Here is a 23,958-nt window from a genome sequence, read left to right on the forward strand (position 1 = left end):
CGACCTCTGGCCGTGCCGGTCCCCGCCTCGCAGCTCGCGAACCCCTCGATCGCCGGCCCCCTCGGCACGCTCGCGTTCTCGCAGGTCCGGCCCCTGAGCTCGTCGCTCGCGCTGCGCGCGATCCGCTGGCACCAGAGCCTCGAGCGGCTCGGGGTGGTGCTGCCGTTCGCGCTGGTGCACGACGCGGGCCTGCTCTTCTCGACGCCGCGCGAGCAGATCGAGATCGGCCCGCGCTGCGACGCGAGGGAGCTCGCGGGCCGGCTCCGCGACGCGGAGCGCATCCTGGACGGGTACCGGGCGGTGCTCCAGGAGCTCGCCGAGAGCGAGGCCGCGCGCTGCGCGGCGCAGCTCCGGATGAGCGACGACCTTGTGACGGTGGTGCTCTCGCGGCTCTTCGGCGCGGTCGCGGCGCGCACCCACGCGGCGCCGGCCTACCGCGCGATGCTCCCCGCGGACGCGGCGCTGTTCGAGGGGATCGAGCCGCAGCTCCGCGGCCTGTTCCTGTCGGCGCGGCGCGAGTTCGAGCAGCGGGCGCTGGAGGCGCTCGACGTCTCGCGGCTCTACGTGCTCACGATGTCGGACGCGCTCGACATCGAGACGCTGCGCCTGTTCGGCATGCTGGGCTCGGAGGCGTCGGCCGGGGCGCTCGCCCAGGTCGACCTGCTCGCGGCGCTCTCGTCGCCCGAGGCGAACGACATCGTGAACTTCTCGCTGGAGATCTTGCCGAGCGTGCTCGAGACGAAGACGCGCCCGGCGGCGGGCACGACGGCGGCGCACGGCTACTCGGGGCTCGGGACGCGCGGCTCGATCGACAGCATGGTCCTGACGGAGCTCGCCTGGGACGACGTGGAGCTCGCGCGCCGGATCGCGGACAACGAGGTGCTCTATTTCGCCCGGGAGCAGAGCCGGGACGAGCAGCGGCGCATCCACTATCTCCTCATCGACGCGTCGGCGTCGATGCGCGGCGATCGCCAGACGTTCGCCCGCGGGATGGCGATCGCCACGGGCAAGCGGCTCCTGCTCGAGGGCGAGGACGTGGCGTTCCGCTTCTTCGACGCGCGCCTCTACGAGCTCCACCGCGCGAAGAACGGCCAGCTCCCCACGGCGCACCTGCTGTCGTTCAAGGGGGAGCGCGGCAGGAACCCGGCGCGCGTGTTCGCCGAGCTCGCGACGGACCTCGATCTGACGCGGCACCACGACCCGCGCACGCCGGTTGTGCACCTCTTCACGCACGCGGCGCTCTACATCCCGCGGGAGATGGTGCAGGCGGTGCTCAATCACGCGCACATCTCGGCGGTGTTCATGCTGCCTTCCGGGGGGCAGCTCGACCTCGAGTACCTGGATCTCCTGGACGCGCACTGGGTGGTCGACCACGCGACGGTGGCGAGCGGGGCGGCGAGGACGAGCGCGGCCAAGGCGATCCTCGGGGAGAAAGACCGGCAGGACCGGCCCGAGGAGGGAGGCCCCGCCGCGCGGCGCCCGGGGGCCCCGCCGAGCTAGCGCACAGCCGCGCCTTCAGTGGTGCGCGATCAGGCCCAGCATGTCGAACGGGCTCGACTCGTACTCCTCCTGGGTCAGGAAGTCCTCGAGGTCGAGCCACGCCGCGAGCGACCGGCACGCATGCACCTTCCATGGCTTCATGAGCGCCGCCATCTCCTCGGGCGTGCGGGGGTAGACCTTGATCCCGGCGAGGGCCCCTGCGCTGTTCAGGTGGTGCGCCGCGGAGGCGCCGCGTGGCACAAGGAAGCTGAGGGCCAGCACGCTGCCAGGGGCGCAGAACGCGTGCATCTTCCGCAGGAGGTCGCGCGAGCTCTCATCGTCCATCATGTACAGGATACCGATGCATCCCAGCGCGATGCGGCGGTCTGCGCCGAAGAACTGCGCCGCGGCCGCGAGGAGCGGCGACGTATCTCGCAGATCGGCCTGGAGGTAGCGCATGTTCGGCTTGTCAGCCAGGATCTCCTCGCCGTAGATCACGCTCACCGGGTCGATGTCCGAAAACAGGATGCGCGCCTCGGGCAGATAGTCGTTGAGGTGGCCCTGCGTCGGTAGCCCCGAGCCGAGATCGAGCACGTTCGTGATACCCGACTCGGACCATTGCTGTCCCACGAGCTGGATGAACCAGCGGTTGAGCCTCGCCCACTTCGGATAAGTCGGCACGAGCTTCATGATCTCCGTGGCAGCGCGGCGATCGACCTCGTAGTTGTGGTGTCCTCCGAGGACGTAGTCGTAAACCCGACCGATGTGCGGCTTGCTGGTGTCAATCTCCATGGTCCCCTCCTAGAGCAAGGTCGCGGTGCGCTCCTCAGCGGCCGCGGTACAGGCGAGCAGCCCCGCGCTGCGGGAGCGGACTGGCACACACCTCGAGCCCCTCGCGCCGCAGCGCATGGACGATACCGCTTTGAAGGTTGGCCAGGACCACGATGCCCGCGAGGTGGGCGCCCTGATCGCTCAGCGCGCGGGCTGCCTCGGGGCGGATACCGACCAGCACCGGGTGAGCGCCGAGGAGGTCGACCGCGCGCGCGGTGCGCACGAGCGCGTCGACGGCCTCCGCGTCCATCACCGGCACGCCGGTCACGTCGATGATCGCGGTGCGCGCTTGCCGGTCCACCACGTCACGCAACAGGCACTCGGTGATCCTGCTCGCTCGCTCTCTATCGAGCTTTCCGATGAGCGGCAGCACCAGGATGTGGTCGTACACCGGCATGATCGGCGTCGAGAGCTCCAGGATCACGCCGCGCAGCTCGCGCTCGCGGTTCTGCACCGCGCGCGCGAGCGCGAGCTGCATCTCGTCGCGCTGGACGCCGATCTCGCGCCTCTCCTGCTCCGCGAGCGCGTCAACGAGCAGCGTGAGGTAGTCGTTCACGCGCGCCGCCTCCTCCAGCGCTTCGGGCGCATTTCCGGGCAGGCGCGCCAGCACCTGGCGCAGAAGAGCGCGGCTCAGCCCGAGGAGGGCGCGCAGCCCGAGCCCCTGATGCCCGAGCTTGTGCCCGAGCGACAGGACGGGCGCCGTGTCGCCGGCGGACATGAAATGGAACAGCTCGTCCAGGAGCTGCTGCGCGACCTGCGGCAACCGGAACGGTGGGAGACCGCTGCGGTTGTGCACGACGTTGTCCTTGAGCACCTTCGCGGCGCTCTTCGCCAGCGCCTGGCGCTCCGGATCGATCCAGCTCTGCATAGGAGGTCCGCTTCCTTGGGCTCGGCCTTGGCCTGGGCCATGTCATGTCGTATGGGCGCTCATGAAGTAGGAGAACAGATCACTGTTGGACCGCGCAAGCTTGTGTGTGCGCCAGACTGGAGTGGATCTCGTCGCCATGCCGCAATCCGCTCGTCATGCAGACGAATGTCGTGACTTCGCAAGGTGCTCCCCCACCGAGATGCGACCGAACGCCCCCGCGCCGTCTCTCTACATACCAGTATCCTGGCCGTCTGTGCTCCATGACAAACGCGGCGTGCAGCGGCGCAACCACAGCGCCCGGTGGGCCCGCGCCGCGGCTCGTAGGGACGGATCTGGCATGATCGATGGCCGAAACCTCCTCCTTGTCGTCCCGCCAGCGGGCGGCGATCGAGCGGTGCGGCAGGCGGGTAGCGGCCCGCCGATGTGACGCGCGCTGGCATGCGCCTCGCAACGCAATTCCGCGCGCGACGGATCGCGTCGCCTGGAGGTGGCCCATGCACACGACAGGATCGGCCTGCCCCTGGCCGCGCTCGTCGGAGCGTCGGCCTGTGGGACCGCGGATGAAGCGACCGGGGCACTGGCGGACCCCGAGGGTGGCGTCGAGGTGCCGCCGCGGAGCTCCTACGTCGAGCTGAGCCAGAGCACAGAAGATGGCCAAGGGCCGCAAGCGCGAGGTCGGCGGCGGCGCGCACGTCGGCGACAGGCAAGAGACCTCCGCCGGCAGCGGCCCACAGCCAGCGACGCCGCGGTGGTGAGAGCAGCACCCGCGGCGCGGTCCGTGACAGCGGCAGGTGGGGCTCATCGTGCCGTCCCGGCAGGTCAGCCCCCGCGTCTTCTCGAAGGCAGCGCGCTCGGCCTGCAGCACAAGAGCCTCCTTCAACGCGAACATCGAGGACAGTAAGAGGATGACGCCAGCCTTCTGGGTGAACGTGAGCCCGCCCCAGCCCGAGGGATCTCGGCGACGGGGCACGGACGCGTGCCCGCCACGCCGAGCAAGCCGGTAGGCCTCGGCTCCAGCATCCCGTGATGCCTAGGGCTGTTGACCGTAATACTCCGGCTCATGGCCGGGCTTCCACTTGATGTTGCAACCGATGCTCGGGCGCTGATCCGAGGGGACGGGCGCCGACGCGAGCACCGCGTCGATGGCGGCGCGGAGGTCGCGGCCAGTCACCGGGACGTCGTTGCCAGGACGGCTGTCGTCGAGCTGACCGCGATAGACCAGCCGGCGATCGGGGCCGAAGAGGTAGAAGTCCGGCGTGCAGGCCGCCCGATAGGCCTTGGCCACCTGCTGCGACTCGTCGAGGAGGTACGGGAACGTATAGCCGACCTCGCGCGCCTCCCTCGCCATCGCCTCGGCGTTGTCCGCCGGATAGGCAGCGATGTCGTTCGGGTTGATGGCCACGATGGCCACATCCTCGGGGCGATAATCGCGGCGCAGCCTGGCGAGCTCGTGGCGGACGTGTTTGACGAACGGACAATGATTGCAGATGAACATCACGAGGAGCGCCCGCTCCCTGGTGAAATCCGACAGCGCAACCTGCTTTCCGTTGAAGTCCGGCAGCCTGAAATCGGGCGCCGGGGTGCCCAGCTCAAGCATCGTGGACGGAGTGCGTGCCATGACAGAATTCTCCTCTCGCTGTAACGGGGCGCACCATACCACGCGGGAGGGCAGGAACGCCCGCGCCGCGCGCACGAGCGTCGCAGCGCCGCCGCCCCCTGCCCCGGCCGCCTGCGGCTCAGCGCGGCCGCCGGGCTGCGCGACGTCGATCCGCGCCGGCGCCCCCGCCTGGAGACGCGAGGACGGGCCGCCGGCGACCAGGCCCAGGCGGCGCGCCGCCATGAACACCCGGACAACAAGGGCACGCCAGACAGCCACGGACGAACGCACACCACGGCAAGATCGCTGACGGACAACGCACGACAACAGACGATCTCGTGGCTCATCAGCCCACGCAAACTACATTCGTCGCATGCGACTCCAATCGCTGGACATCTTCCGCGGGATGACGATCGTCGCGATGATCCTCGTCAATTTCCAGGACAAATTCCCGGCCATCTATCCGCCCCTGGCCCACTCGCACTGGGACGGCTGCACCCTCGCAGACACGATATTTCCATGCTTCCTCTTCATCATCGGCGTGACCCTGCACATCTCCATGTCGGCCCGCCGCGCGCGCGGCGCGACCGACGGTGAGCTCGCCCTCCAGATCGTCAAGCGCGGCGCCATCTTCGTCCTCCTCGGGCTCTTCCTCTCGGCGTTCCCGTTCTTCCTCGCAGAGCACCCCACGGCGCTGCGCATCCCGGGCGTCCTCCAGCGCATCGGCCTCGCGTACGTGCTCGCGGCGCTCATCTGCCTCAAGACCACGGCCCGGCAGCAGGCGGGCATCATCGCCGGCGCCCTGATCGGCTACTGGCTCCTCTTGCGGCTCTATCCGCTCGACGACCCGCACCGGACGCTGGCGGCCCAGGTGGATCGGGTTCTGCTCGGAGAGCACATCGCGCGCAAGGGCTGGGACGCGATGGGCATCCTCCCCACCCTCCCCGCGGCGATGACGGTGATGCTGGGGAGCCTCGGCGGCCGCTGGCTCACCGCGACCGCCGGGCTCCGCACGCGCGTCGCCGGGCTCCTCGGAGCCGGCGCCGCGGCGATCGCGCTGGGCCTGCTCTGGGGCCAGTGGTTCGCGTGGAACCGCAGCCTGTACTCGAGCTCGTTCGCGCTGTTCACCGCCGGCGTGGCCGCGGTCGCCCTCGCCGCCTGCATGTGGATCGTGGACGTGAAGCGATGGCGGCGGTGGGGCGCTCCGTTCCTGATCTTCGGCGCAAACCCCATCGCGGCCTACGTGGGCTCGACCATGATGGAGTACCTGCTCCATCACTCGATCAGGACCGGAGACGACGGCGCGAGGACGAGCGCGCTCCAGCTCCTTTATACGCGCCTCTTCGCGCCGTGGCTCTCGCCGCTGAACGCCGCCCTCGCCTTCGCGCTCGCGGCGGTCGCCCTCTGGCTCGTGCTCCTCTACCCCCTCCACCGCCGGGGCATCTTCCTCAAGGTCTGAGCGCGCGCGGGTAGGATAACGCCGGGGTCACCTCGAGGAGCGGCGGTCCGCGCTCCTCCTTCCCGCGCGCGGCCGCCCCCTCCGGCGGCCGCTGCCGTTGTGTACTACGCTCGCTCCCCGCATGACCCAAGGCGTCCGCCCCCTGCACGAGCTCCGCGACGAGGCCCGCTCCGCGCTGGCCAGGGGCGATCTCCCGCGCGCGCGCGACGCGCTCTTCAGCGCCCTCCAGCACACAATCGCCCGCGAGGACGACTACGTCGCCATGACGGACGAGCTCCGCGACGTGCTGGTCCGGCTGGGCGACCCGAGGAGCGCCCTCACCGTCGCCTGGTACGCGGGCAGCGAGCACAGCCAGCGCCCCCTCATCGCGCACGTCCCGCCCATCGACCGCGCGCGCACGATGCTCGCCTGGGCCGAGCGCGAGCAGGACCCCGAGCGGCAGAAGCGGCTCCACGCCCGCGCCGCCGACGAGTACGAGGCCGCCGGCCTCGTCGCGCAGGCCGCCATCGCCCGCGAGCGCGGCCAGGACTTCGCCCGCGCCCGCGCCCTCTGGTCGCGCCTCGCCCAGCTGCTCTCCTCGTCGGGCAGCGACCTCTACGCCGCCGGCCTCGCCCGCTTCAACCTCGCCCGCACCTCGCTCCGCACCGGCGACGCCGCGGCCGCGCGCGAGGCCGTCTTCGCCTCCGTCCACCTGCTCGAGGAGGCCGCCGACCGGTACGAGACCATCGGCCAGCGCGAGCGCGCCTTCGACTGCTACCAGGTCCTCATCGCCGTCGGCCGCGAGAGCCGCGCCTTCGAGCACGTGCTCGAGGGCTACGTGAACGTCATCCGCATCCTGCGCGAGGACCACCTGCGCTACTACGCGCTCCAGTCCTACGAGGAGGCGGTCGCCGCGGCCGAGAAGCAGGGCGAGATCTCCGCCGCCGCCACGCTCGCCCGCGAGATGGCCGCGTACGCCCGGAAAGAGGGCCTCACCGCCGTCGCCAACTTCGCCGTGCTCACGCAGGCCCGCCTCTGGCAAGAGGTGTCCGCCGTCTCGCAGAAGCGCGCCGCCCCCCCCGAGATCGCCGAGAACGCGCTGCTCGCCGCCGTGATCGCGCTCGGCGAGGCGGGGCAGTACAGCAAGGTCGGCACGATCTATCGCGCCCTCACGCAGCTGCCGCTCGAGGAGACCCGGAAGAAGCACTACGCCCGCGCCGGCGGCCGCTACGTGAGCGCGCAGGACCTGCCGATCGACGCGTCGCCGCTGCCGGCGCACCTCCGCCACGAGCTCGGCTTCCCCGACGTCTGGCACATCGATCTCGTCGAGTGGGAGCAGGCCGGCAGCGCCAGCCAGGCGTGCGGCGACATCGTCCTCGACCCGGCGCAGTGGTCCGAGGTCACCCGCCGCCGCGCCATGCTCGCCCGGCTGACCGCGCTCGCCGTGGAGGGCGCGACGCCCGAGGCCGCCCCCGCGCAGCGGTCGCCCGCGCAGCAGCTCATCAGCCTCGCCGAGCAGCTCGCGACGGTCGAGCTCTACACGATCCTCTCGCCGCTCGAGCACCTGTTCCGCCGCCCCGAGCCGAAGATCCGGGTGGCCGTGGTCCGCGCCCTCTCCCGCTTCCTCTACAAGCGCACGTTCATCACGCTCCGCGACGCGCTCGTGGATCCCGACCCCACCGTGCTCCACGAGGCCGCGCGCGCGCTCGAGGAGCTCCGCTTCGCCCACGCCTTCGAGCCGCTCGCCCGCATCTACCGCGAGTCGCAGGCGCCCGCCGTCCGCGCCAGCGCCGTGCGCGCGATCGCGAAGATAGACACCCTCGAGGCCGGCGAGATGCTCCTCGGCATCCTCCAGCACGAGGGCGCCGAGGAGCGCGCCGCGGCCGTCGAGGCGCTGAAGCGCGCGCGCGGCATGAAGTTCGTGGAGCTCGCCCGCGCCTCGCTCGCCGAGCTGCCAGGCTCCGCGCAAACGGTGGTGCGCGAGATCCTCCAGAGTCGCGGCATCAACCCGTGAGCGCACCAGCGCGCCTGCGCGCCCGCCGGTCGCGCAGGCTCCCCGCGCCGGGGTGGTTGCCTGTCAGGACGTCAACAGCAGACTGCCCCCGGTCCCCACCTCCGCTCATGCGCTGGAAAGCCGGATCAGACGAGCAACCCCGCGATTGTGCGCCGCGGCAAGGGGATTTCCCTAACGACTTTGTGTCTGGCGTCGCGGTGGGGGGGTGCACGGCACCTTCCAGTCGGGATGCCCTGCACGCGCCAATCCAACTCATCCCGAAAGCCTCTCGGCGCGTAATGTCGTAAGCATTGAAGCGGACGGAGCGCTTGGGGGAGCGCTGGGAAACCGCCGTCCGGGCTCCCGGTGGTGCGCTGCTCGACAACGGTCGACTTCTCAGCGCACCACCGGCGGCTCTTCTTGCGTGGGCAGCAGCTGGGCGCCGTGCGGCGGCGCCCAGCTGCCCTGGCAGACACGTCGCGGCCGGGGCGACGCGCGCCGGCTCCTCCGCGGGCGCTCGGCGGCCAAGGCCAGGCGCTCGGCGGCTGAAGAGCGGCTCGAGCGCGGCGCTCGCGGGCGACGGCTGCGAGCGGGGCTCAGCGGCTGAAGATCGACTCGAGCGCAGGCACCAGGCGGGCGTGGCGGAACGTGTAGCCGAGCTCCTCCGCCCGCCTGGGATGGACGCGCTGCCCGGTGGTGACGATCTCGGCCGCGTCGCCCATCCCGAGCTTCACCACCGCCTCGGGCACACGGAGCCACGACGGCCGGCGGAGCACGGCGCCGATCGCCTGCGCGACCTCCTCGCCGGTCGCCGCGTGCGGCGCGGTCATGTTGAAGGGGCCCCGCACCGCGTCGTTGTCGAGGGCGAGCAGGGTCATCCCCACCACGTCGTCGCGGTGGATCCACGAGATCACCTGCTTGCCGTCGCCGATCGGCCCGCCCAAGAAGAACCTGAAGGGGGCGATCATCTTCTCGAGCGCGCCGCCGCCCTCGCCGATCACCACGCCGATCCGCAGCTGCACCGAGCGGACGCCGTGCTGCTCCTCGACGGCGCGGGCCGACTCTTCCCAGCGGACCACGACGTCGGCGAGGAAGCCCTCCCCGGGCGGGGCGCCCTCGTCGAGCACCTTCTCGCCCGGCTGCGGGCCGTAGTAGCCGACCGCGGAGGCGCAGAGGAACGCGCCCGGCTTGCGCTTGGCCTTGCCGATCGCCTCGCCCATGAGGCGGGTCGTGTCGACGCGGCTGTTCACGATCTCGCGCCGCGCGTCCTCGGTCCAGCGCTTGGTGATCGACTCGCCCGCGAGGTGGATCACCCCGTCCACCCCGTCGAGCTCCTCGAACCACGGCCCCGCGCTGTAGGGGCTCCACGACACGACACGCGCCCCGGGCAGCGCCGCCTGCGTCCGCCCCACGTCGCGCGTCAGCACCGTCACCCGATCCCCCCGCGCGAGCAGCTCCTTCACGAGACCACGCCCGATAAACCCGCTGCCGCCGGTGACAAGAACCGTCTTCACGAGATCGTTCTATCACGGCTCGGACGGAGGCGGGCTTCCCTTCGGGCGCCTCGGGCGCCCGGGCGCCTCGGGCGCCACGACGGAGGCGCGCCGGACGGGCGGCAGCTGTCCAGTCGTGACGCGGAGCGCGGGAGACGGTAAGACGCGGGACGTGATGGATGACCTAGAGACCTTCAAGAAGCTTCCTCTCGGCGGCCTGGATCGCCGCTCGCTCGTCGGGGCGCTGGCCGAGCACGGCGCGCGCGTGGCGACCGAGCAGCTCGCGGCGCACCGCGCCCGCATCCGCCCGGCCGGCGCGAAGATCGCCCCGGACGCGGCGGTGCTGATCCTGGGCGGCTCGAACGGCATGACCCGGGCGCTCGCGCTGCAGCTGCTCTTCGGGGAGCGGGCCGCCGTCTTCGCGGTGCACTTCGACAGCGAGAAGATGCAGATCGGCCCGCACCACGTGAAGGCGATCTCGGACGCGGCGGAGGCCGAGGGGCTCACGGCGCGCTTCTGGAACAGCGACGCCACGAAGCCGCAGGTGATCGACGAGGTGGTCGCCGCGCTGAAGGAGCGGTATCGGGCGGTGCACCTCGTGAACGGCATCGCGGCCGGCGCGATGAAGCGGTACGCGGAGCACGGGCCGACGAAGGTGAAGGACCTCGACGTCGCGTTCGATCCGGTGCTCCAGGTGCCTGATTTCTCGCGCCCCGAGAACGTCCGCAAGCTCGGGCTCGTCGAGGTGGACGTCGCGAACGAGGCGGACATCGAGCGGACGAACAAGTTCATGGGCACCTCGTCGCTCCTGTGGGCCGAGCCGCTCGCCGCGGCGGGGCTGCTCGCGAAGGGCGAGAGCGTGGTGTCGTTCTGCGACTACGACTACCCGAGCGACGATCCTGTCTACGCGATGGGCCCGCTCGCCGGCGCGAAGCAGCTGCAGCGCAAGACGATGGCGGAGATCCAGGAGCGGTTCGGGGTGCGGACGGCGCGCATCTGCTATCCGGCGCTGGCGACGACGGCGCTCGGGGCGATCCCGGGAGGGCTGCTGATGTACGGGCTCAGCACGCAGATCCTGAAGGAGCGCGGGCAGTTCAAGGACGTCATCGATCTCGCGGGCGAGACGATGGAGATCTGGCGCCCGGGCTGGGATGGGAGCGATCTGCGGGTGGACGCGGCCTATCAGGCCTGTCTTCCGGAGTTCAACGAGCGCAAGGAGCAGCTCGGGCCGAAGGACGTCCCCGGCGCGTTCCGGCTGCTGTTCGCGTAGCGTCGAGGGGAGCCGCGCGCGGGGCCGGCGCGGCCGGCCCCCTACCCTTCGGGCCGCGCGGCCGGCGCCCCTACCCTTCGGCCCGCGCGGTCTCGGGCTCCAGCCGGGCGATCTGGCGCTTGTCGGACATCTGGAGGATGCCCACCCAGCCGAGCAACCGGATGACCTGATAGGCCGGGTCGATCTCGAACCACCGCACCGCGAAGTTCGGGCTCATCGCGTACTTGTGGTGGTTGTTCTGGAAGAGCTCGCCGAGCGTCACGACGTCGAGGATCAGCGTGTTGCGCGAGTCGTCGTCGCTGTTGAAGTTGCGGTAGCCGTAGCGGTGGCCGCACCAGTTGACGATCGCCCCGTGCAGCGGGCCCATGGTCCAGTGGAGCGGGAGGAACAGGAACTGCCACCAGTGCGAGGCGAAGGCCACGTAGAGGAGCGTGTACCCCGTGCCCCACGCGAGGCGGCCGATCCACGAGTTGCCGATGCGATCGAGCGTCGGCCACTCCGGGTAGCCGCCGAGGAAGCGCGGCTCCACGTCGGCCTTGCCCTCGTAGATCGCGTCGTAGCGCTTCGCGGTGTCCAGCATCATCGAGACGACCCCCGAGTAGTACCGCGGCGAGTGCGGATCCTTCGGCGTGTCGCTGTACGCGTGGTGCATGCGGTGCAAGATCGCGTAAACCCACGGAACCAGGTACGAAGAGCCCTGCGTGAGGTAGGTCAGGAAGTGAAAAATCCGCTCCCATCGCTTCGACATCGTGAACATCCGATGCGAGGCGTACCGGTGCAGGAAGAAGGTCTGGAAAAAGACCGAAAGCGTAGAGTGGGCGATGAGAACGATCGCGATCTCCATGCTCCGCTCGTAGCCCGGCGGTCGGCGGCAGGGGGTCAGGGCACCGTCACGTTTCCGTAACGGGGGCCTGGATCCTGCGTGTTTTCCGGCTGCCTCCTACGTCCCTGGGCTCTCCCGAGTCCGTCCGTGGTACGGCGGCGTCGTGAAGGCCGTGATCATCGGTGCGGGCCGGGGCAGCCGGCTGCGTCACCTGACCGAAGAGCTGCCGAAGACGCTGGTTCCGATCCTTGGCCGCCCGATGCTCGACAGCATCCTCGACGCGCTCGCGGCGGGCGGCTTCAAGCGGTCGGATGTCGTGTTCGTCTGCGGCTACAAGGCCGACGTGATCCGGGCCGCCTACCCGGATCTGACGTACGTCGAGAACCGCGACTGGGAGCAGAACAACATCCTGCTGTCGCTCCTCTGCGCGCGCGAGCACCTCGAGGGCGGCTTCGTCTCGACGTACGCGGACATCGTCTACCGGCCCGAGATCGTGGCGGATCTCGTGCGCTCTCCGCACGACATCGCGCTCGCCTGCGACACCGACTGGCGGCGCCGCTACGTGGGCCGCTCGCAGCACCCGGAGACCGACGCCGAGAAGCTCCGCGCCGACGCGGCCAGCGCGGATCGCGTCGTGGAGCTCTCGCGCCGCATCCCGCCGGAGGCCGCGGCGGGCGAGTTCATCGGGGTGATGAAGCTCTCCGCGCGGGGCGCCGCGCAGTTCCTGGCCGCCTTCGACGCCGCGCGCGCCGCCTTCTCGGAGCGGCCGGAGTTCCGCGAGGGCCGCTCGTTCCGGCGCGCCTACCTCATCGATCTGCTCCAGCACATGCTCGAGTCCGGCGCGGCCCTCCACAAGATCGACACGCACGGCGGCTACATGGAGATCGACACCCTGGAAGACGCGTCGCTGGCCGACGCGTGGTGGCGCGGCGCGACCTGAAGCGGCCGGCGCGCGCGCGGCGGCTCGCGCCGCCCTAGAAGACGTCGGCGAAGTCGGCGCCTTGCACGAGGAGGCCGGGCAGGCCGCCGGTGTGCAGGAACAGCACCCGCTTGCCCGAGAGCTCGCCCCGCTCGGCCATGTCCCAGAGCCCGGAGAACGCCTTGCCCGTGTACACCGGGTCGAGGATGAGCCCCGACAGCCGCGCCACCTTCAGGATCCGCGCCCGTTGCTCCGGCGTGGAGACCGCGTAGGCCGGCCCCCTCGCGGAGTCGTCGATCACGAGGTGGACGGGCGCGCCGAGGCGCGGATCGAGCGCGCGCGCGTCGTCCATGATCTGGACCGCGATGCGCGCGAACATCGCCCTGTCCTCGCACACCGCCATCGCGCGCACCTCGCCGGCCACCTCGTAGCGGGCCGCGCCGAGCGCCGTGCCCGCCGCCGTCCCGCCCGAGGCGCACGCGTGCACGATGACGTCGAACGGCTTGCCCCCCGCGAGGCCGAGGTCGAGCTGCTTGCGGATCTCCTCCATCGCGCGCACGTAGCCGAGCGCGCCGAGGCCGTTCGAGCCGCCCTCGGGGATCACGTACGGCCGGCCGCCCGCCGCGCGGAGCTCGGCGGCCGCCTCGGCCATCACGGCGTCGCGGCTCCGGTACGCCTCGGGCGAGATCAGCCGGATCTCGGCGCCGACGAGCCGGTCGAGCAGCGTGTTGCCCTGGAGCGGCGCCCCGGCCGACGGATCGGCGGTGCGCAGGAACAGCACCGAGCGCAGGCCGAGCGAGGCGCAGAGCAGCGCGGTCGCGCGCGCGTGGTTCGACTGCAGGCCGCCGCAGGTGAGCACGCAGTCGGCGCCCTCTTCGCGCGCGGCGGCGAGCAGGTACTCGAGCTTGCGGATCTTGTTGCCGGCCTCCGCGCCCGCCGTCATGTCGTCGCGCTTCACGTGGAGGTCGACGCCGAGCGCCTCGGCGAGCCGCCGCGGGCGCTGGATCGGGGTCGGAAGGTGGCTCAGCGCGAGTCGTTTGCGCATCGTTTCTCTCCCATGCGGTCAATGGATCACGCCCAGCTTGAGCGTGAGCAGGTACTGGTCGGCGAGCTCCGTGCCGGAGGCGTCGTCGAACGCGCCGCCGGGGAAGAGGACGCCGGCCTCGGTGCCGAGCTGGATTGTGACGAGCCTGCCCATCGCGATGCGCGCGTCGACGCCGAGGTCGAGCTCGACGCCGAGATCGCGGCGGCGCGAGGGCCCGCCGTCGTAGTTGGCGAGGCTGCCGCCCGCCCGGGGGGTGCTGTGCGGGTCGACCACATCGGTCGTCGCCTCGGCGATGATCGCCCCTGCCTTCAGGTCGAGCCAGCGCGCCGGCCGCACGACGACCCGCGGGTTCACGTAGGCGGCGCCGAACACGCCTCCCTTGGAGGGCAGCGACCGGATCCCGGGCTCGGGGGACGCGGCGAAGAGCTCCCGCTCGGCGATCGTGGCCGAGCGCGCGGTCTTCCAGGCGAGCACCTGGTCGAACAGGAGGAGCCCGACGTTGTGGCTCGGGTCGAAGGTGAACCGCCGCGAGACGCCGTCCCTGGGGTCGTCGTCGCCCGACGCGTAGCCGGCCTCGAGCTCCGTGACGACGCGCCCCCACTGCTCGGCCGGCCGCCGCCCGCGGCCCGCGACGTGCACGGCCCCGAGCGTGGCCGCGCCGCCGACCGAGCGCACCGCCACGGGCGCGCGCCCTGCCGCCGCGCCCGAGGGCGGCGCGGGCCCGCGCGGGATGAACGACGTCGAGCCCAGGATCACCGCGGCCTCGATCTCGCCGTAGACGTGGGCGCCGCCCCCCGGCACTGGCGCGTCGAACTTGCCGGTCACGTCGATCACGGCCGAGGCGAGCGTCTCGGTGGACCGGGCCGGGCTCGTCTTCGCGCGGCGCTCGCGGGCCTGCCGCCGCAGGGCGCCGTAGATCCCGACCTCGCCGCGCCGCTCGCGCCAGAGCGCCGACACGACCGCCTGGAGCGCGCGATCGCCCTCCCCTTCGTCCTGCCCCTCGACGTCGTTTCCGAGCAGGTCGGCCGCGCTGTCCTCGAACACGAGGTCGCCCGCGATCGTCACGAGGAGCGGTCCGGTCCGGCCCATCGGCGTCGCCGCGAAGAGGACGCGCTGGACGAGCGATCCGCGCTCGTAGTCTCCGAAGAGGGTCGCGCGCTCGCCGTCGTTGGCGACGAGCCCCATCCCCCAGTGCGCGCCCTGCTGGCCCAGCCGGAAGACGCCGACGGACGACGGCAGCTCCAGGTAGAGGTAGCGCGGGTGCACCTCGTACCAGGCCAGGGCGGCGCGCGCGTCGCGCACCTGCTCGACGTGCCGCGTGACATCGCCGGCGATGAGCCCGCGGACGACGTCGATCTGCGCGACGATGGACGCCTTGTCCTTGTAGTGGAAGCGCGGCGAGAGGCGCAGCCAGTGAGCGATGTACTGGTTCTGCCCGAGCGTCGTCGCGCCCGGAGCCGAGAGGCGCGGCGCCCGGAGCCGGAGATCGCTCATGGCGCGGTAGCGGAGCTGGTACTCGCCCTGCAGCGAGAACGTCGACCGGGTCGGGTCCGGCGGGGGCGGCGGCGAGCGGCCGGTGTCCAGGACGAGCCGCTGCTCGAAGCGGTCGACGGCCGGCGCGGCCGGCGCGGACGGCGGCGCGCCCAGCCCCGCGCTGCTGGCGCCGTCCGCGTCCTCCGCGCTCGCGTCCTCCGCGCTGGCGGCGTCTGCGCTCGCGTCCTCCTCGTTCCCACGCTCCGCGCTCGCGTCATCGACGGGCTGGGCGGCGCTCGGCGAGGCGACCGCGACAGCAAACGCAAGGGGGGCGAGGAGGGCCAGGGTGAAACGCATCGGAAGCAAGCGACCGCGCGCCGGCGCGCGGCCGGGAACGCGCCGGCGAGGATAGGCGGATCGATCCCCGCGGGGCACTGGATTCTGCGTTTTCCAGCCGGGGGCGCTGCCGGGGCCCCGCGGGCCGCCGGCGAGCGATCGAGCGGCGCCGCGGATCGCCGCTCGGGCGGCTTTTCTCGCGGCATCCGCCGCTCTAGCGTGCGTCCCCGTGACCCCCTCCACGCCGCGCGCCGCCGCTGTCTCTCCCTCTCCGTTGCTCCTGGGCCGCCCCCTCTCGCTCGCGGATCTCGAGGACGTCGCGCGACGCGGCCGTCCGGTGGCGATCTGCGCCGAGGCGCGCGAGCGCGCCGAGGCCTCGCGCCGCGCGATCGACGCGATCGTGGCGGCGGGCGACGCCGCGCCTGCGGTGTACGGGATCAACACCGGCTTCGGCGCGCTCGCGGAGACGCGCATCGCCGATCACGACATCCGGGCGCTCCAGCGGAACCTCGTGCGGAGCCACGCCTGCGGGGTGGGGCCCGATCTCGGCGAGGCCGAGGTGCGCGCGATGATCGTCCTGCGCGCGCAGGTGATCGCGCTGGGGCACTCGGGGGTGCGCACGGAGGTGCTCGACCTGCTCGCCGCCCTGATCGAGCGCGGCGTGTGCCCGCGCATCCCGGCCCAGGGCTCGGTCGGCGCGTCGGGCGATCTCGCGCCGCTGGCGCACCTCGCGCTCTCGCTCATCGGCGAGGGGGAGGCGCGCTTCGAGGGGCAGCTCATGCCGAGCGCGGTGGCGCTGGCGAAGGCCGGCATCGCGCCGCTCGCGCTCGCGGCGAAGGAGGGGCTCGCCCTGATCAACGGGACCCAGTACATGACCGCGCTCGGCGCGCTCGCCCTGCGGGACGCGGCCGCGCTCTGCAAGGTCGCGGACATCGCCGGCGCGGTGAGCCTCGAGGCGCTGATGGGCTCGAAGCGCCCGTTCGACGAGCGGCTCATGCGCGTGCGCCCGCACCCGGGCCAGGCCGGCACGGCCGGCAACCTGCGCGCGCTGCTCGGGGGCAGCGAGATCATGCAGAGCCACGCGGACTGCCCGAGGGTGCAGGACGCCTACTCGCTCCGCTGCATGCCCCAGGTGCACGGCGCGACGCGCGACGCGCTCGCCTGGGCCACCGAGGTGCTGACCCGGGAGGTGAACAGCGTCACGGACAACCCGACGGTGTTCCTCGGCGAGGGGGGCGCCGAGCTGATCTCGGGCGGCAACTTCCACGGGCAGCCGGTCGCGCTGGCCCTGGATCTCGCCGCGATGGCGGCGGCCGAGCTCGCGAACATCAGCGAGCGGCGGGTCGAGCAGCTGGTCAATCCTGCGCTCTCGACCGGCCTCACGCCGTTCCTCGCGCCGCGCAGCGGGCTGCACTCGGGGTTCATGATCGCCCAGGTGGCGAGCGCCTCGCTGGTCAGCGAGAACAAGGTGCTCTGCCACCCGGCGAGCGTCGACTCGATCCCCTCGAGCGCCGGCCGCGAGGACCACGTGAGCATGGGCAGCATCAGCGCCCGGAAGCTCTCCCAGGTGATCGAGAACGTCCGCAGCTCGCTGGCGATCGAGCTCATCACGGCGGCGCAGGGGGTGGACCAGCGGCGCCCGCTCCGCCCGAGCGCGGGGGTGGCCGCCGCCCACGCCGCCATCCGCCGCGTGGTGCCGGAGCTCGTCGAGGACCGCCCCCTCTACCTGGACATCGCGGCGGCCACCGAGCTCATCCGGAGCGGCGCGCTCATCGCCGCGGTGGAGGAGGTGGTGGGTTCGCTCAACTGATTTTTTCTGTTGTCACAATTACATCTGAGACGATTTTTTGGAAATCGTATGCGACTCACCGGAATGCAACTGCTCCATCGAAGGGGGAGTTGCTGTACATTGGCTCAGTGCCCATTCCGGTCAGCACCCCGCCGTTTCCATTCGATGCCGTTCGAGATCTGCTCGGCGTGGTGCGGGCGATCTACGCGGCGGCGAAGGACGGGGGGGCGTCGCGGGAGCAGCTGGCGCGCATCGAGCGGGTGGGCCGGGAGCTGAGCCGAGCGCTGGACCTGGCGGGGTCGCCCCAGCAGGGGGTGTCGGGTCACTCGACGGCGTGGAAGGTGACGGACAAGGCGATGCTCCAGGTGAACGACCTTGTCGATCCGCTCACGCCGGCGGCGCCGCTCCTGCTGGCGGCGCGGAGCCGCGTCACGGGGAGCCGGCTGGCCGTGCGGAGCAAGCCTCAGGGACGGTAGGGGGCTGGGGGCGAGGGCGAGGACGGGACGTCCGGGCGGGGGTGCCGGGAGCGGGGGCGGCAGGAGCGGGGCCGCGGGGAGCGGAGAGCGGAGGCGGGCAGGAACGGGCTGCCGGCCGGCGCGCTTCGAGGAACGTACCGCAGGGGTGAAATCGTCAGCTGCGGCCGAAAAACCTGCGACCGCGGGAGCGCTCGGCGTCGCGCCGGATGCCCTGCATCACCATGCGGATGAGCTCGCGGTTGTAAGCGCGCCTGTCATGGCGCTTGTGCTCGGGCAGCTTGACCCCCAGCGCGTGTGCAAGACGTTCGACGTTCTCTACTTTCGCCTCGCGCAGACAATCGATATCCAGATCCATGTAGTGGCGCTCCCATTACTAGAGTCGACTTGGTTTGTCGAGCCCAGAGGAGACAGGACACGGCTGCGCGCCGGAGTGGCATCAGACCGTGACAGGCGCCATCAGCCCGTGACGGGGGCGCGGCGCCTCGGGCACGTCAGCGCCACGAGGGACACAGAGCGACCTGGTCCCGTTCGAGGCGGGCATCGAGGCGGGCAAGCAGCTCAGGTCAGCTGCTGCCGCGGGAGGTCGATCCGCCGCTGCCGCTCGGTTCCCGGCCCATCGTTCCCGCCCGTCGTTCCCGCCCGTCGTGACGCACGATGTCAGGCCAAGGTCACGAGCTCACCGCAGAGAGGGTGAGGGGGGAAGCGCTCCACAGCAGCGGAGGGTGTGAGGTGCCGTGAGCGGCAGCAGAGGGCGTGTCCGGTGGGGTCCCGGCCCAGCGCCCCGGGCAGGGAAGCAGAGGAGAGAGGAGAGAAGGGATTACGACGAAGCTGCAAGATGGCCATGAGCCTGGCGGACGCGCGGCGCGGAGCCGAGCTCGACAGCCTCCAGGTCGAAGCGCGGTCCCCCCTGGCTGCGCTCGACAGCCCCCAGGTGGAAGCTCGATGCGCCCGGCGGCTCTCGCCGGCCGGACGCACCGAGGGCCCCCATCACGTCGGCGGGGGTCAGATCGCCACGTCACCCCACGAGGTAGCCCCGGCCGGACTCGAACCGGCACGCCCAAGAGGGCCGCGGATTTTAAATCCACCGCGTCTGCCATTTCGCCACGGGGCCAAGTAGTTGATTTTGCTTAGATTTATGGCTTTGATCTGCTCCGCATCATCCCCGCCGCTGGCCATTCCGCTGACTTTTCCCCCAGCTCGGGGCTCGCATCGGCGAGGGAAGCTAGCTCGCCAAGGCCCAGCTCTGCAAACGTCCTGGAGGCTCGGCGGTACCTCTGGATCATGATGGAGCTCCGGTGCCCGGTCCGGTCGGCGACCCAGGCCTCGCTGCGGCCGTTCGCCAGCGCGACAGTGATGAAGGTCGAGCGCGTGTCGTGGGCGCGCACCTGCTGGCGCTCGTCGGAGTCCTCGAAGAGCTCCGGGCGATCGATGCCGGCGAGCTGGAGGTGAGCGCGGAACCGCTCGGCCGCGCGCTCGACGCTCGGCCGCGCGCTCGACGCTGAAGCGATCGCCGTCCTCGTTGACGAAGAGCGGCGCGGAGGGTGCCGGGGTGCCACGGAGCGCGAGCCAGGCGCGCAGCGCCTGCGACACGCCGGGAGAGAGCGCCCAGGCGCGGGGGTCGTTCGGCTTGTTCTTCTCGAGGCGCAGCGCGCCGCGCTCGAGGTCGACGTCCTGCACCTGCAAGCGGGCCGCCTCGCTGATCGCGGTCCCTCGCGGTTCTGGAAGCCCCACAGGACGCGCCAGCACAGCGGGATCGCGGTGCTGGCCAGCAGGCGAGCGTCCTCGCCAGCGCAGAGGCATGCCTTCGCCTTCGCGGGGCCGAGCTTCGGGAGGAAGCCGCGGGGGAGCGGGTTCGTCGCGAGGAGACGGCAAGGGAAGACGGCCTTCGCCATCATGCGGTGCAGGAGCTGCGCGATGTGACGGCGCGACGCGGGCGACATCGACGGGAGCGCGCGCATGACGCGCTCCGCGTCGTCGAGCGTGAAGGCCGCGACGGGGATGCGGCCGGCGATCGGATACACGTGGCGGTCAAGCCGGTAGACGTCTTGTTCCACGCTCCGCTTCGTCTTGACAGGGTCGGGGACCATGCGCGCGAGCTCGCCCGAGGTCCAGAGCTCGCCGAGCTGCTGGAGGGTGACATGCTTCGGCGCCGAGCCGCCGCCGTGCTCGGCACCGTTCGCCGCGCGCTCTGTCTGCGCGCGCTCATCGGTCCGAAATCCTCCAGCCGGCGTCGTCGAGAATCTCGGATTTCAACGCATGCGCCACAGATCCAGCGGAGGAGCCATATTGTCTACGCCGCGCTGAGAGCTCAGGTCGGGAGCGACGTCAATTGCGCGACCATCGAGGAGATCACTTGAGGCCGCCCCGAGCTCTCACAGCGGCTCGATGCTCAGAAGATCGCCCACCAGGTGATACACGCGGTAGTGGGCGCCGTGCGTCGTCAGCTCCCACGCTTTCTGCGAGACGACGAAGGCGACTCCGCCGATCACGTAGCGCCATTGGCTCGGCATGCCGCCGCGGCCGTCGATGTGCACCTTTTGGAGCGGACCCTGGGCGACCAGCGCGGGGCTCTGGGCGTACGCCTTGCGCCTCGCGCCGACCTTCCTGAACGTCAACAGCGCGCCGATACCGAGCAACCCGCCCAGCACGACGCCGCCCCCGCCGAGCGCGTAGAGCCCGTTCATGTCGATGTCGGAGATCGGCTTCGAGTAGTCGTCGTAGAGGTAGAGCGCACCTCCGACACCCCCGGCGGCGACGAGTAACCCGAGCAGGAGCAAGAACACCCCGCCGCCGATGCCGGAGCTCTTGCCGCGCTTGGCCTGCGCCGGATGAAGGCGCCCCTGCCGGTTCACCTCGAGCTCTTCGAGCGTGAAGCCGTGGGCCGCTCCGAGGTCTCGGAGGTACGCCTGCCGCGGGTCGGAGGGTGAGGCCATCATGCGAGCCTCGAGTGCCCCAGGGCGACAAGGGCGTGGATGGGGGCTTCGAGCTCGGCGGGCTTCAGCGGCTGACCGCCGTAGGAGAGACAGAGCTCGCCGTTGTCGTAAGAGAGCCCGACCTGATTCATGGGCAGCTTGAGCAGCGCTGCCTGCACCGCCGAGTTCATGAGCGCGCGAGAGAGGGCGGGCGAGTCGCTCCTGAGCGAAATCATGCGATCGAAGTTCGGGTCGCCCGTCGGCACCAGGTGGTACTGCGGGCCCCCCGCGCCGCGCGTGATCTGGAGCGAGAAGCGATGCGGCGCCGGATACAACGAGCGCGCATAGAAGGCCGTGGAGGTGGTTCTGGTGTTGCCCACCATGCTCCAGGTGGAGATGACGCGGAGCGGCACGTTCTGCACGGCGCCGGTGAGGGACTTGACGCGGCGCTGTGACGTGAGCGCGTTGCCCTCGTTCTGCTGATCGAAGGTCAGCCCGTACCTCGTCGCACAGTTCGGCCAGACCGCGTCCGTCGCGCGCGAGAGCTTGATCGCGCCCGCCACGATCGCGACCAGGACGAGGGCGCCCGCCCCGAGCCCCAACCATTGGAAAAGTTCGTACGTGCTCATGTCGTGTTCGCTATCCCAGAAAGAGATTACTCGCCTTTGGAGAGGCGCGACAACGGGAATACTGCCGCGGATTTTCTGGTACCCGCCCGGGTGCCCCGCTTGAGGTCTGCCCGCAGGTCCCGCTGCTTCAGCAATTTCCCCGTATTTTAGAGCAAGGCGCATGCCGGTACTGGACCGAGCCTCCAAGGTCTGGCAGATGTCGTTTCGAGACCCCCTTGCCCCTTCCGCGGAGGCGCTCGCGGGGATGGTTCGAAGGATGCGCGATCGCGCAGCTCCCTGGCTGAGGAAGCGAAGAATGCATTCCGCAGCAAGGGCATCACCTGCTACGGATTCATGCCGCTCCACCTCACGATGGCCGGCGCCGAGCGAGTCCACGGCCGGGACGAGCGCATCTCCGCAGAGGTGCTGGAGCACGGCGCGACCGCGATATTCGAGCTCGTCCGGGCCGTGGCAGGCCGGTAGGCGGTGGCGAAGCGCTGGCGTGCCCGGAGGAGACCTGCCGCGCCAGCGATGCGTCCGCGAAGGGGGCCCGCCGGGCGGCCGGGGTTGACGCGAGCGACGCTCGCGCATAGCGTCGGCATGTCTCGTGCCCCTGTCACTGCCGCCAGGGCTCGCCGGTGCCATAGCGCAAGGTGATCTCCGATGCCGGGTGGAAGCCCCAAGCAACCCGAGCCCACTTCCGACGGCTGGTCGCCTCGCACCGAGGCCTCGTTGTGGCTCGGGCTCGGGCTGCTCGGCGTCGGGGTCGTGTGGTTCACGGTGCGCGCCATCGAGATCGACAGGTCGCTCGACGCCGCGAGCCGGCAGCTCGCGAGCGCCGGGCCTCCGGACGCGCCGCCGGCGCCGGCTCCCGACGCGGGCGCAGAACCGCACCTCGCGCTGGCCTGGACCGTGGGAGCCCCGGGCGAGCCGGCGGAGCCGCTGGCGAGCGTGCGGCGGGCAGCCGAGGAGCTGCTCGCGCGGCGCCTCCCTCACGGGCTCCGTCGCGGGGCGGTGATCCGCGCCGTGGCCGAGGCCGCCACGGCGCCGAAGGAGCCTCGTATTCTGGCGCTCGACGTGCGGGCGGCCGGGCAGCCGGAGGCCCGCTTCTACCGGTTCGACGGCAACGCCACGGGGCGGCTGGTCGACGAAGAGGGACGCGAGCCGATGCCGAACCCGTGGCAGGCGCCGCTCGCCACGCTGCGTCGGACGTCGCCGTTCAACCCCAAGCGGATGCACCCCATCTTGCACCGCGTGAGGCCGCACGAGGGCACGGACTACGGCGCGCCGTCGGGAACCCCGGTCTATGCCGCGCTCGAGGGCAGCGTCTCCTGGGTGGGGCCGCATGGTGGTCACGGCAAGTGGGTCGCGATCCAGCACGACAACGGCGTCGAGACAGGCTACGCGCACCTCTCGAGGTTCGCGGCGGGCCTGAAGCGCGGAGACCACGTGGCGACCCATCAGCTCGTCGGCTACGTGGGGTCGACCGGGCGCTCGACGGGGCCGCACCTGCACTTCAGCGCGAGCCGCAACGGCGTCTACTTCGACGCGGAGACGCTGCTCGCGACGCCCCTGCGGGAGCTCCCCGCCGATCGGCGCGACGCGTTCCGCGCCGAGAAGGGTGAGCTCGACCGCGAGCTCGACGACATCGGGGCTCCCCTCCCCGCCGCGCCGCGGCCCGGACGCGGGGACGAGCCGGCGTCGCCGGCGAACGATTCGGAGTCGCAGCCGCACGCGGCCGCGTCGGGCGCCCGGCGCCAGCGGCGGTGACCGCCGGCGAGGCCGCCCGGCGGCCTTGTCTCCCCCTGCGGGTCGGCGAGCCCTATGTACGGGGACGCGCCGCTGCGCGTCCGGCGAGGACGCGCGCGGGCGCAAGCGCGCCGCAAGCCTCGGCCACCCTCGGGAGGTGCAAGCACAGATGGACACCATGCACGTCGACCTGTTGATCCGGATCGTCGCGGGCGCGGCGCTCGGCGGCATCATCGGATACGAGCGCGATCGCCACGGCCGCCAGGTCGGGCTCCGGACCCACCTGCTCGTCGCGATGGCCGCGGCGACGTTCATGGTCATCTCGGTGAAGTTCGTCTACTTCCAGCATTACGGAAAGGAGGATCTGGTCGCCGTCGACTCCTCGCGCATCGCCGCGTCGATCGTCGCCGGCATCGGCTTCCTCGCCGGCGGCTCCATCCTGCGCACCGGGACCACGGTCCAGGGCATCACGACCGCGGCGGGCCTGTGGCTCGTGACGGCGATCGGCATGTGCTCGGGCGCGGCGATGTACGTCGAGGCTGTCGTCGTCACGCTCCTCGGCGTGCTCGCGCTCACGACGCTCCGCCGCTTCGAGGACAAGGACGACCGCAGCACCCGGCGACGGATCGCCCTCGTCCTGGGCGAGGAGTCGGCCGGCGTGGCTGACATCATGAAGGCGCTCGAAGCGCTCGGGGCCGTCGTCTCGGACATGGATTACGAGCGCCGCCTCGACGACAAGCGGCGCGTCAACGTGACGCTCGACGCGAGGATCCCGAACACGATCGGCGTGGAGAGGCTGATTGACCAGCTCGCAAAGCAGCCCGGGGTCCGGCGGGTCCACGTCCAGGCGCTCACGTGA

General features: G+C 71.4%; 22 protein-coding genes and 1 tRNA gene. 12 read left to right on the forward strand and 11 right to left on the reverse strand.

From position 1 onward, the window contains the following. Positions 1-12 precede the first annotated feature (12 nt). On the forward strand, positions 13-1,500 hold the full coding sequence (locus WMF17_RS31140) for a hypothetical protein (RefSeq protein WP_437644602.1): 1,488 nt from the start codon (positions 13-15) through the stop codon (positions 1,498-1,500). Between the two features lie 15 nt (positions 1,501-1,515). Here the strand turns inward: WMF17_RS31140 and WMF17_RS31145 are convergent, their stop codons facing one another. From WMF17_RS31145 to WMF17_RS31155, 3 genes are all read right to left on the reverse strand, one after another. Beyond that, positions 1,516-2,271 carry an SAM-dependent methyltransferase gene (locus tag WMF17_RS31145; protein WP_437644604.1) on the reverse strand — a complete coding sequence of 252 codons (756 nt, stop codon included), beginning with the start codon at positions 2,269-2,271 and terminating at the stop codon, positions 1,516-1,518. Positions 2,272-2,305: 34 nt separating this feature from the next. Further along, positions 2,306-3,178: an STAS domain-containing protein gene (locus tag WMF17_RS31150; protein ID WP_437644606.1), complete on the reverse strand. Its 873-nt coding sequence runs from the start codon at positions 3,176-3,178 to the stop codon at positions 2,306-2,308. A gap of 1,030 nt (positions 3,179-4,208) precedes the next feature. Further along, positions 4,209-4,796, reverse strand: coding sequence for a thioredoxin family protein (locus WMF17_RS31155; RefSeq protein ID WP_437596834.1), 588 nt, complete (start codon positions 4,794-4,796; stop codon positions 4,209-4,211). A gap of 352 nt (positions 4,797-5,148) precedes the next feature. On the opposite strand from WMF17_RS31155, the gene WMF17_RS31160 reads away from it, so the two are divergent. Together WMF17_RS31160 and WMF17_RS31165 are read left to right on the forward strand one after the other, a co-directional pair. Continuing rightward, the gene (locus WMF17_RS31160; protein ID WP_437596836.1) at positions 5,149-6,234 is read left to right on the forward strand and encodes an acyltransferase family protein; all 1,086 of its coding nucleotides are present in this window, start codon (positions 5,149-5,151) and stop codon (positions 6,232-6,234) included. A gap of 121 nt (positions 6,235-6,355) precedes the next feature. Continuing rightward, positions 6,356-8,227 (forward strand): HEAT repeat domain-containing protein, encoded by a 1,872-nt coding sequence (locus WMF17_RS31165; protein ID WP_437596837.1) that lies wholly within the window; start codon positions 6,356-6,358, stop codon positions 8,225-8,227. Positions 8,228-8,802: 575 nt separating this feature from the next. On the opposite strand, the gene WMF17_RS31170 is transcribed toward WMF17_RS31165, so the two are convergent. Beyond that, positions 8,803-9,720 (reverse strand): TIGR01777 family oxidoreductase, encoded by a 918-nt coding sequence (locus WMF17_RS31170; RefSeq protein ID WP_437596839.1) that lies wholly within the window; start codon positions 9,718-9,720, stop codon positions 8,803-8,805. On the opposite strand from WMF17_RS31170, the gene WMF17_RS31175 reads away from it, so the two are divergent. Next, the gene (locus tag WMF17_RS31175) at positions 9,701-10,969 is read left to right on the forward strand and encodes a hypothetical protein (protein ID WP_437644607.1); all 1,269 of its coding nucleotides are present in this window, start codon (positions 9,701-9,703) and stop codon (positions 10,967-10,969) included. The two genes, WMF17_RS31170 and WMF17_RS31175, sit on opposite strands and share 20 nt — an antisense overlap. A 70-nt stretch (positions 10,970-11,039) precedes the next feature. Here WMF17_RS31175 and WMF17_RS31180 read toward each other — a convergent pair whose 3' ends face one another. Then, positions 11,040-11,813 (reverse strand): acyl-CoA desaturase, encoded by a 774-nt coding sequence (locus WMF17_RS31180; protein ID WP_437596842.1) that lies wholly within the window; start codon positions 11,811-11,813, stop codon positions 11,040-11,042. A gap of 142 nt (positions 11,814-11,955) precedes the next feature. Between WMF17_RS31180 and WMF17_RS31185 the strand changes: the two genes are divergently transcribed. Then, positions 11,956-12,732: an NTP transferase domain-containing protein gene (locus tag WMF17_RS31185; RefSeq protein WP_437596844.1), complete on the forward strand. Its 777-nt coding sequence runs from the start codon at positions 11,956-11,958 to the stop codon at positions 12,730-12,732. A gap of 34 nt (positions 12,733-12,766) precedes the next feature. Here the strand turns inward: WMF17_RS31185 and WMF17_RS31190 are convergent, their stop codons facing one another. Next, on the reverse strand, positions 12,767-13,756 hold the full coding sequence (locus tag WMF17_RS31190; RefSeq protein WP_437644609.1) for a D-cysteine desulfhydrase family protein: 990 nt from the start codon (positions 13,754-13,756) through the stop codon (positions 12,767-12,769). Positions 13,757-13,774: 18 nt separating this feature from the next. Further along, positions 13,775-15,586 (reverse strand): hypothetical protein, encoded by a 1,812-nt coding sequence (locus tag WMF17_RS31195; protein WP_437596847.1) that lies wholly within the window; start codon positions 15,584-15,586, stop codon positions 13,775-13,777. A 208-nt stretch (positions 15,587-15,794) separates the two neighbouring features. Between WMF17_RS31195 and hutH the strand changes: the two genes are divergently transcribed. After that, a complete protein-coding gene (gene hutH / locus WMF17_RS31200) occupies positions 15,795-17,375 on the forward strand; it encodes a histidine ammonia-lyase (RefSeq protein ID WP_437644611.1) in 1,581 nt (526 codons plus the stop codon). A gap of 107 nt (positions 17,376-17,482) precedes the next feature. Beyond that, on the forward strand, positions 17,483-17,830 hold the full coding sequence (locus WMF17_RS31205; RefSeq protein WP_437479007.1) for a hypothetical protein: 348 nt from the start codon (positions 17,483-17,485) through the stop codon (positions 17,828-17,830). A 154-nt stretch (positions 17,831-17,984) separates the two neighbouring features. Here the strand turns inward: WMF17_RS31205 and WMF17_RS31210 are convergent, their stop codons facing one another. Together WMF17_RS31210 and WMF17_RS31215 are read right to left on the reverse strand one after the other, a co-directional pair. After that, positions 17,985-18,185, reverse strand: a complete 201-nt coding sequence (locus WMF17_RS31210) for a hypothetical protein (protein ID WP_437596850.1) — start codon at positions 18,183-18,185, stop codon at positions 17,985-17,987. Positions 18,186-18,858: 673 nt separating this feature from the next. Further along, positions 18,859-18,941 (reverse strand) — tRNA-Leu (locus tag WMF17_RS31215). Positions 18,942-19,111: 170 nt separating this feature from the next. On the opposite strand from WMF17_RS31215, the gene WMF17_RS31220 reads away from it, so the two are divergent. Then, the gene (locus tag WMF17_RS31220) at positions 19,112-19,279 is read left to right on the forward strand and encodes a hypothetical protein (protein WP_437644613.1); all 168 of its coding nucleotides are present in this window, start codon (positions 19,112-19,114) and stop codon (positions 19,277-19,279) included. 449 nt (positions 19,280-19,728) lie between these two features. Beyond that, positions 19,729-20,187, forward strand: a complete 459-nt coding sequence (locus WMF17_RS31225; protein WP_437644614.1) for a hypothetical protein — start codon at positions 19,729-19,731, stop codon at positions 20,185-20,187. Between the two features lie 15 nt (positions 20,188-20,202). On the opposite strand, the gene WMF17_RS31230 is transcribed toward WMF17_RS31225, so the two are convergent. Further along, the gene (locus WMF17_RS31230; RefSeq protein WP_437644616.1) at positions 20,203-20,766 is read right to left on the reverse strand and encodes a hypothetical protein; all 564 of its coding nucleotides are present in this window, start codon (positions 20,764-20,766) and stop codon (positions 20,203-20,205) included. Beyond that, positions 20,763-21,371, reverse strand: a complete 609-nt coding sequence (locus WMF17_RS31235) for a hypothetical protein (protein WP_437596853.1) — start codon at positions 21,369-21,371, stop codon at positions 20,763-20,765. The genes WMF17_RS31230 and WMF17_RS31235 overlap by 4 nt, the downstream gene beginning before the upstream one ends. A 333-nt stretch (positions 21,372-21,704) precedes the next feature. On the opposite strand from WMF17_RS31235, the gene WMF17_RS31240 reads away from it, so the two are divergent. The 3 genes from WMF17_RS31240 (at position 21,705) to WMF17_RS31250 (ending at position 23,958) form a co-directional block, all read left to right on the forward strand. After that, positions 21,705-21,833 carry a hypothetical protein gene (locus WMF17_RS31240; RefSeq protein WP_437644618.1) on the forward strand — a complete coding sequence of 43 codons (129 nt, stop codon included), beginning with the start codon at positions 21,705-21,707 and terminating at the stop codon, positions 21,831-21,833. A gap of 180 nt (positions 21,834-22,013) precedes the next feature. Continuing rightward, entirely contained in the window at positions 22,014-23,120 is a 1,107-nt protein-coding gene (locus WMF17_RS31245) for a M23 family metallopeptidase (protein ID WP_437644620.1), read from the forward strand. Positions 23,121-23,268: 148 nt separating this feature from the next. After that, a complete protein-coding gene (locus tag WMF17_RS31250; protein WP_437596856.1) occupies positions 23,269-23,958 on the forward strand; it encodes an MgtC/SapB family protein in 690 nt (229 codons plus the stop codon).

The sequence above is a fragment of the Sorangium sp. So ce362 genome (assembly GCF_051519845.1).
In the GTDB taxonomy this organism is placed as follows: Bacteria; Myxococcota_A; Polyangia; order Polyangiales; family Polyangiaceae; genus Sorangium.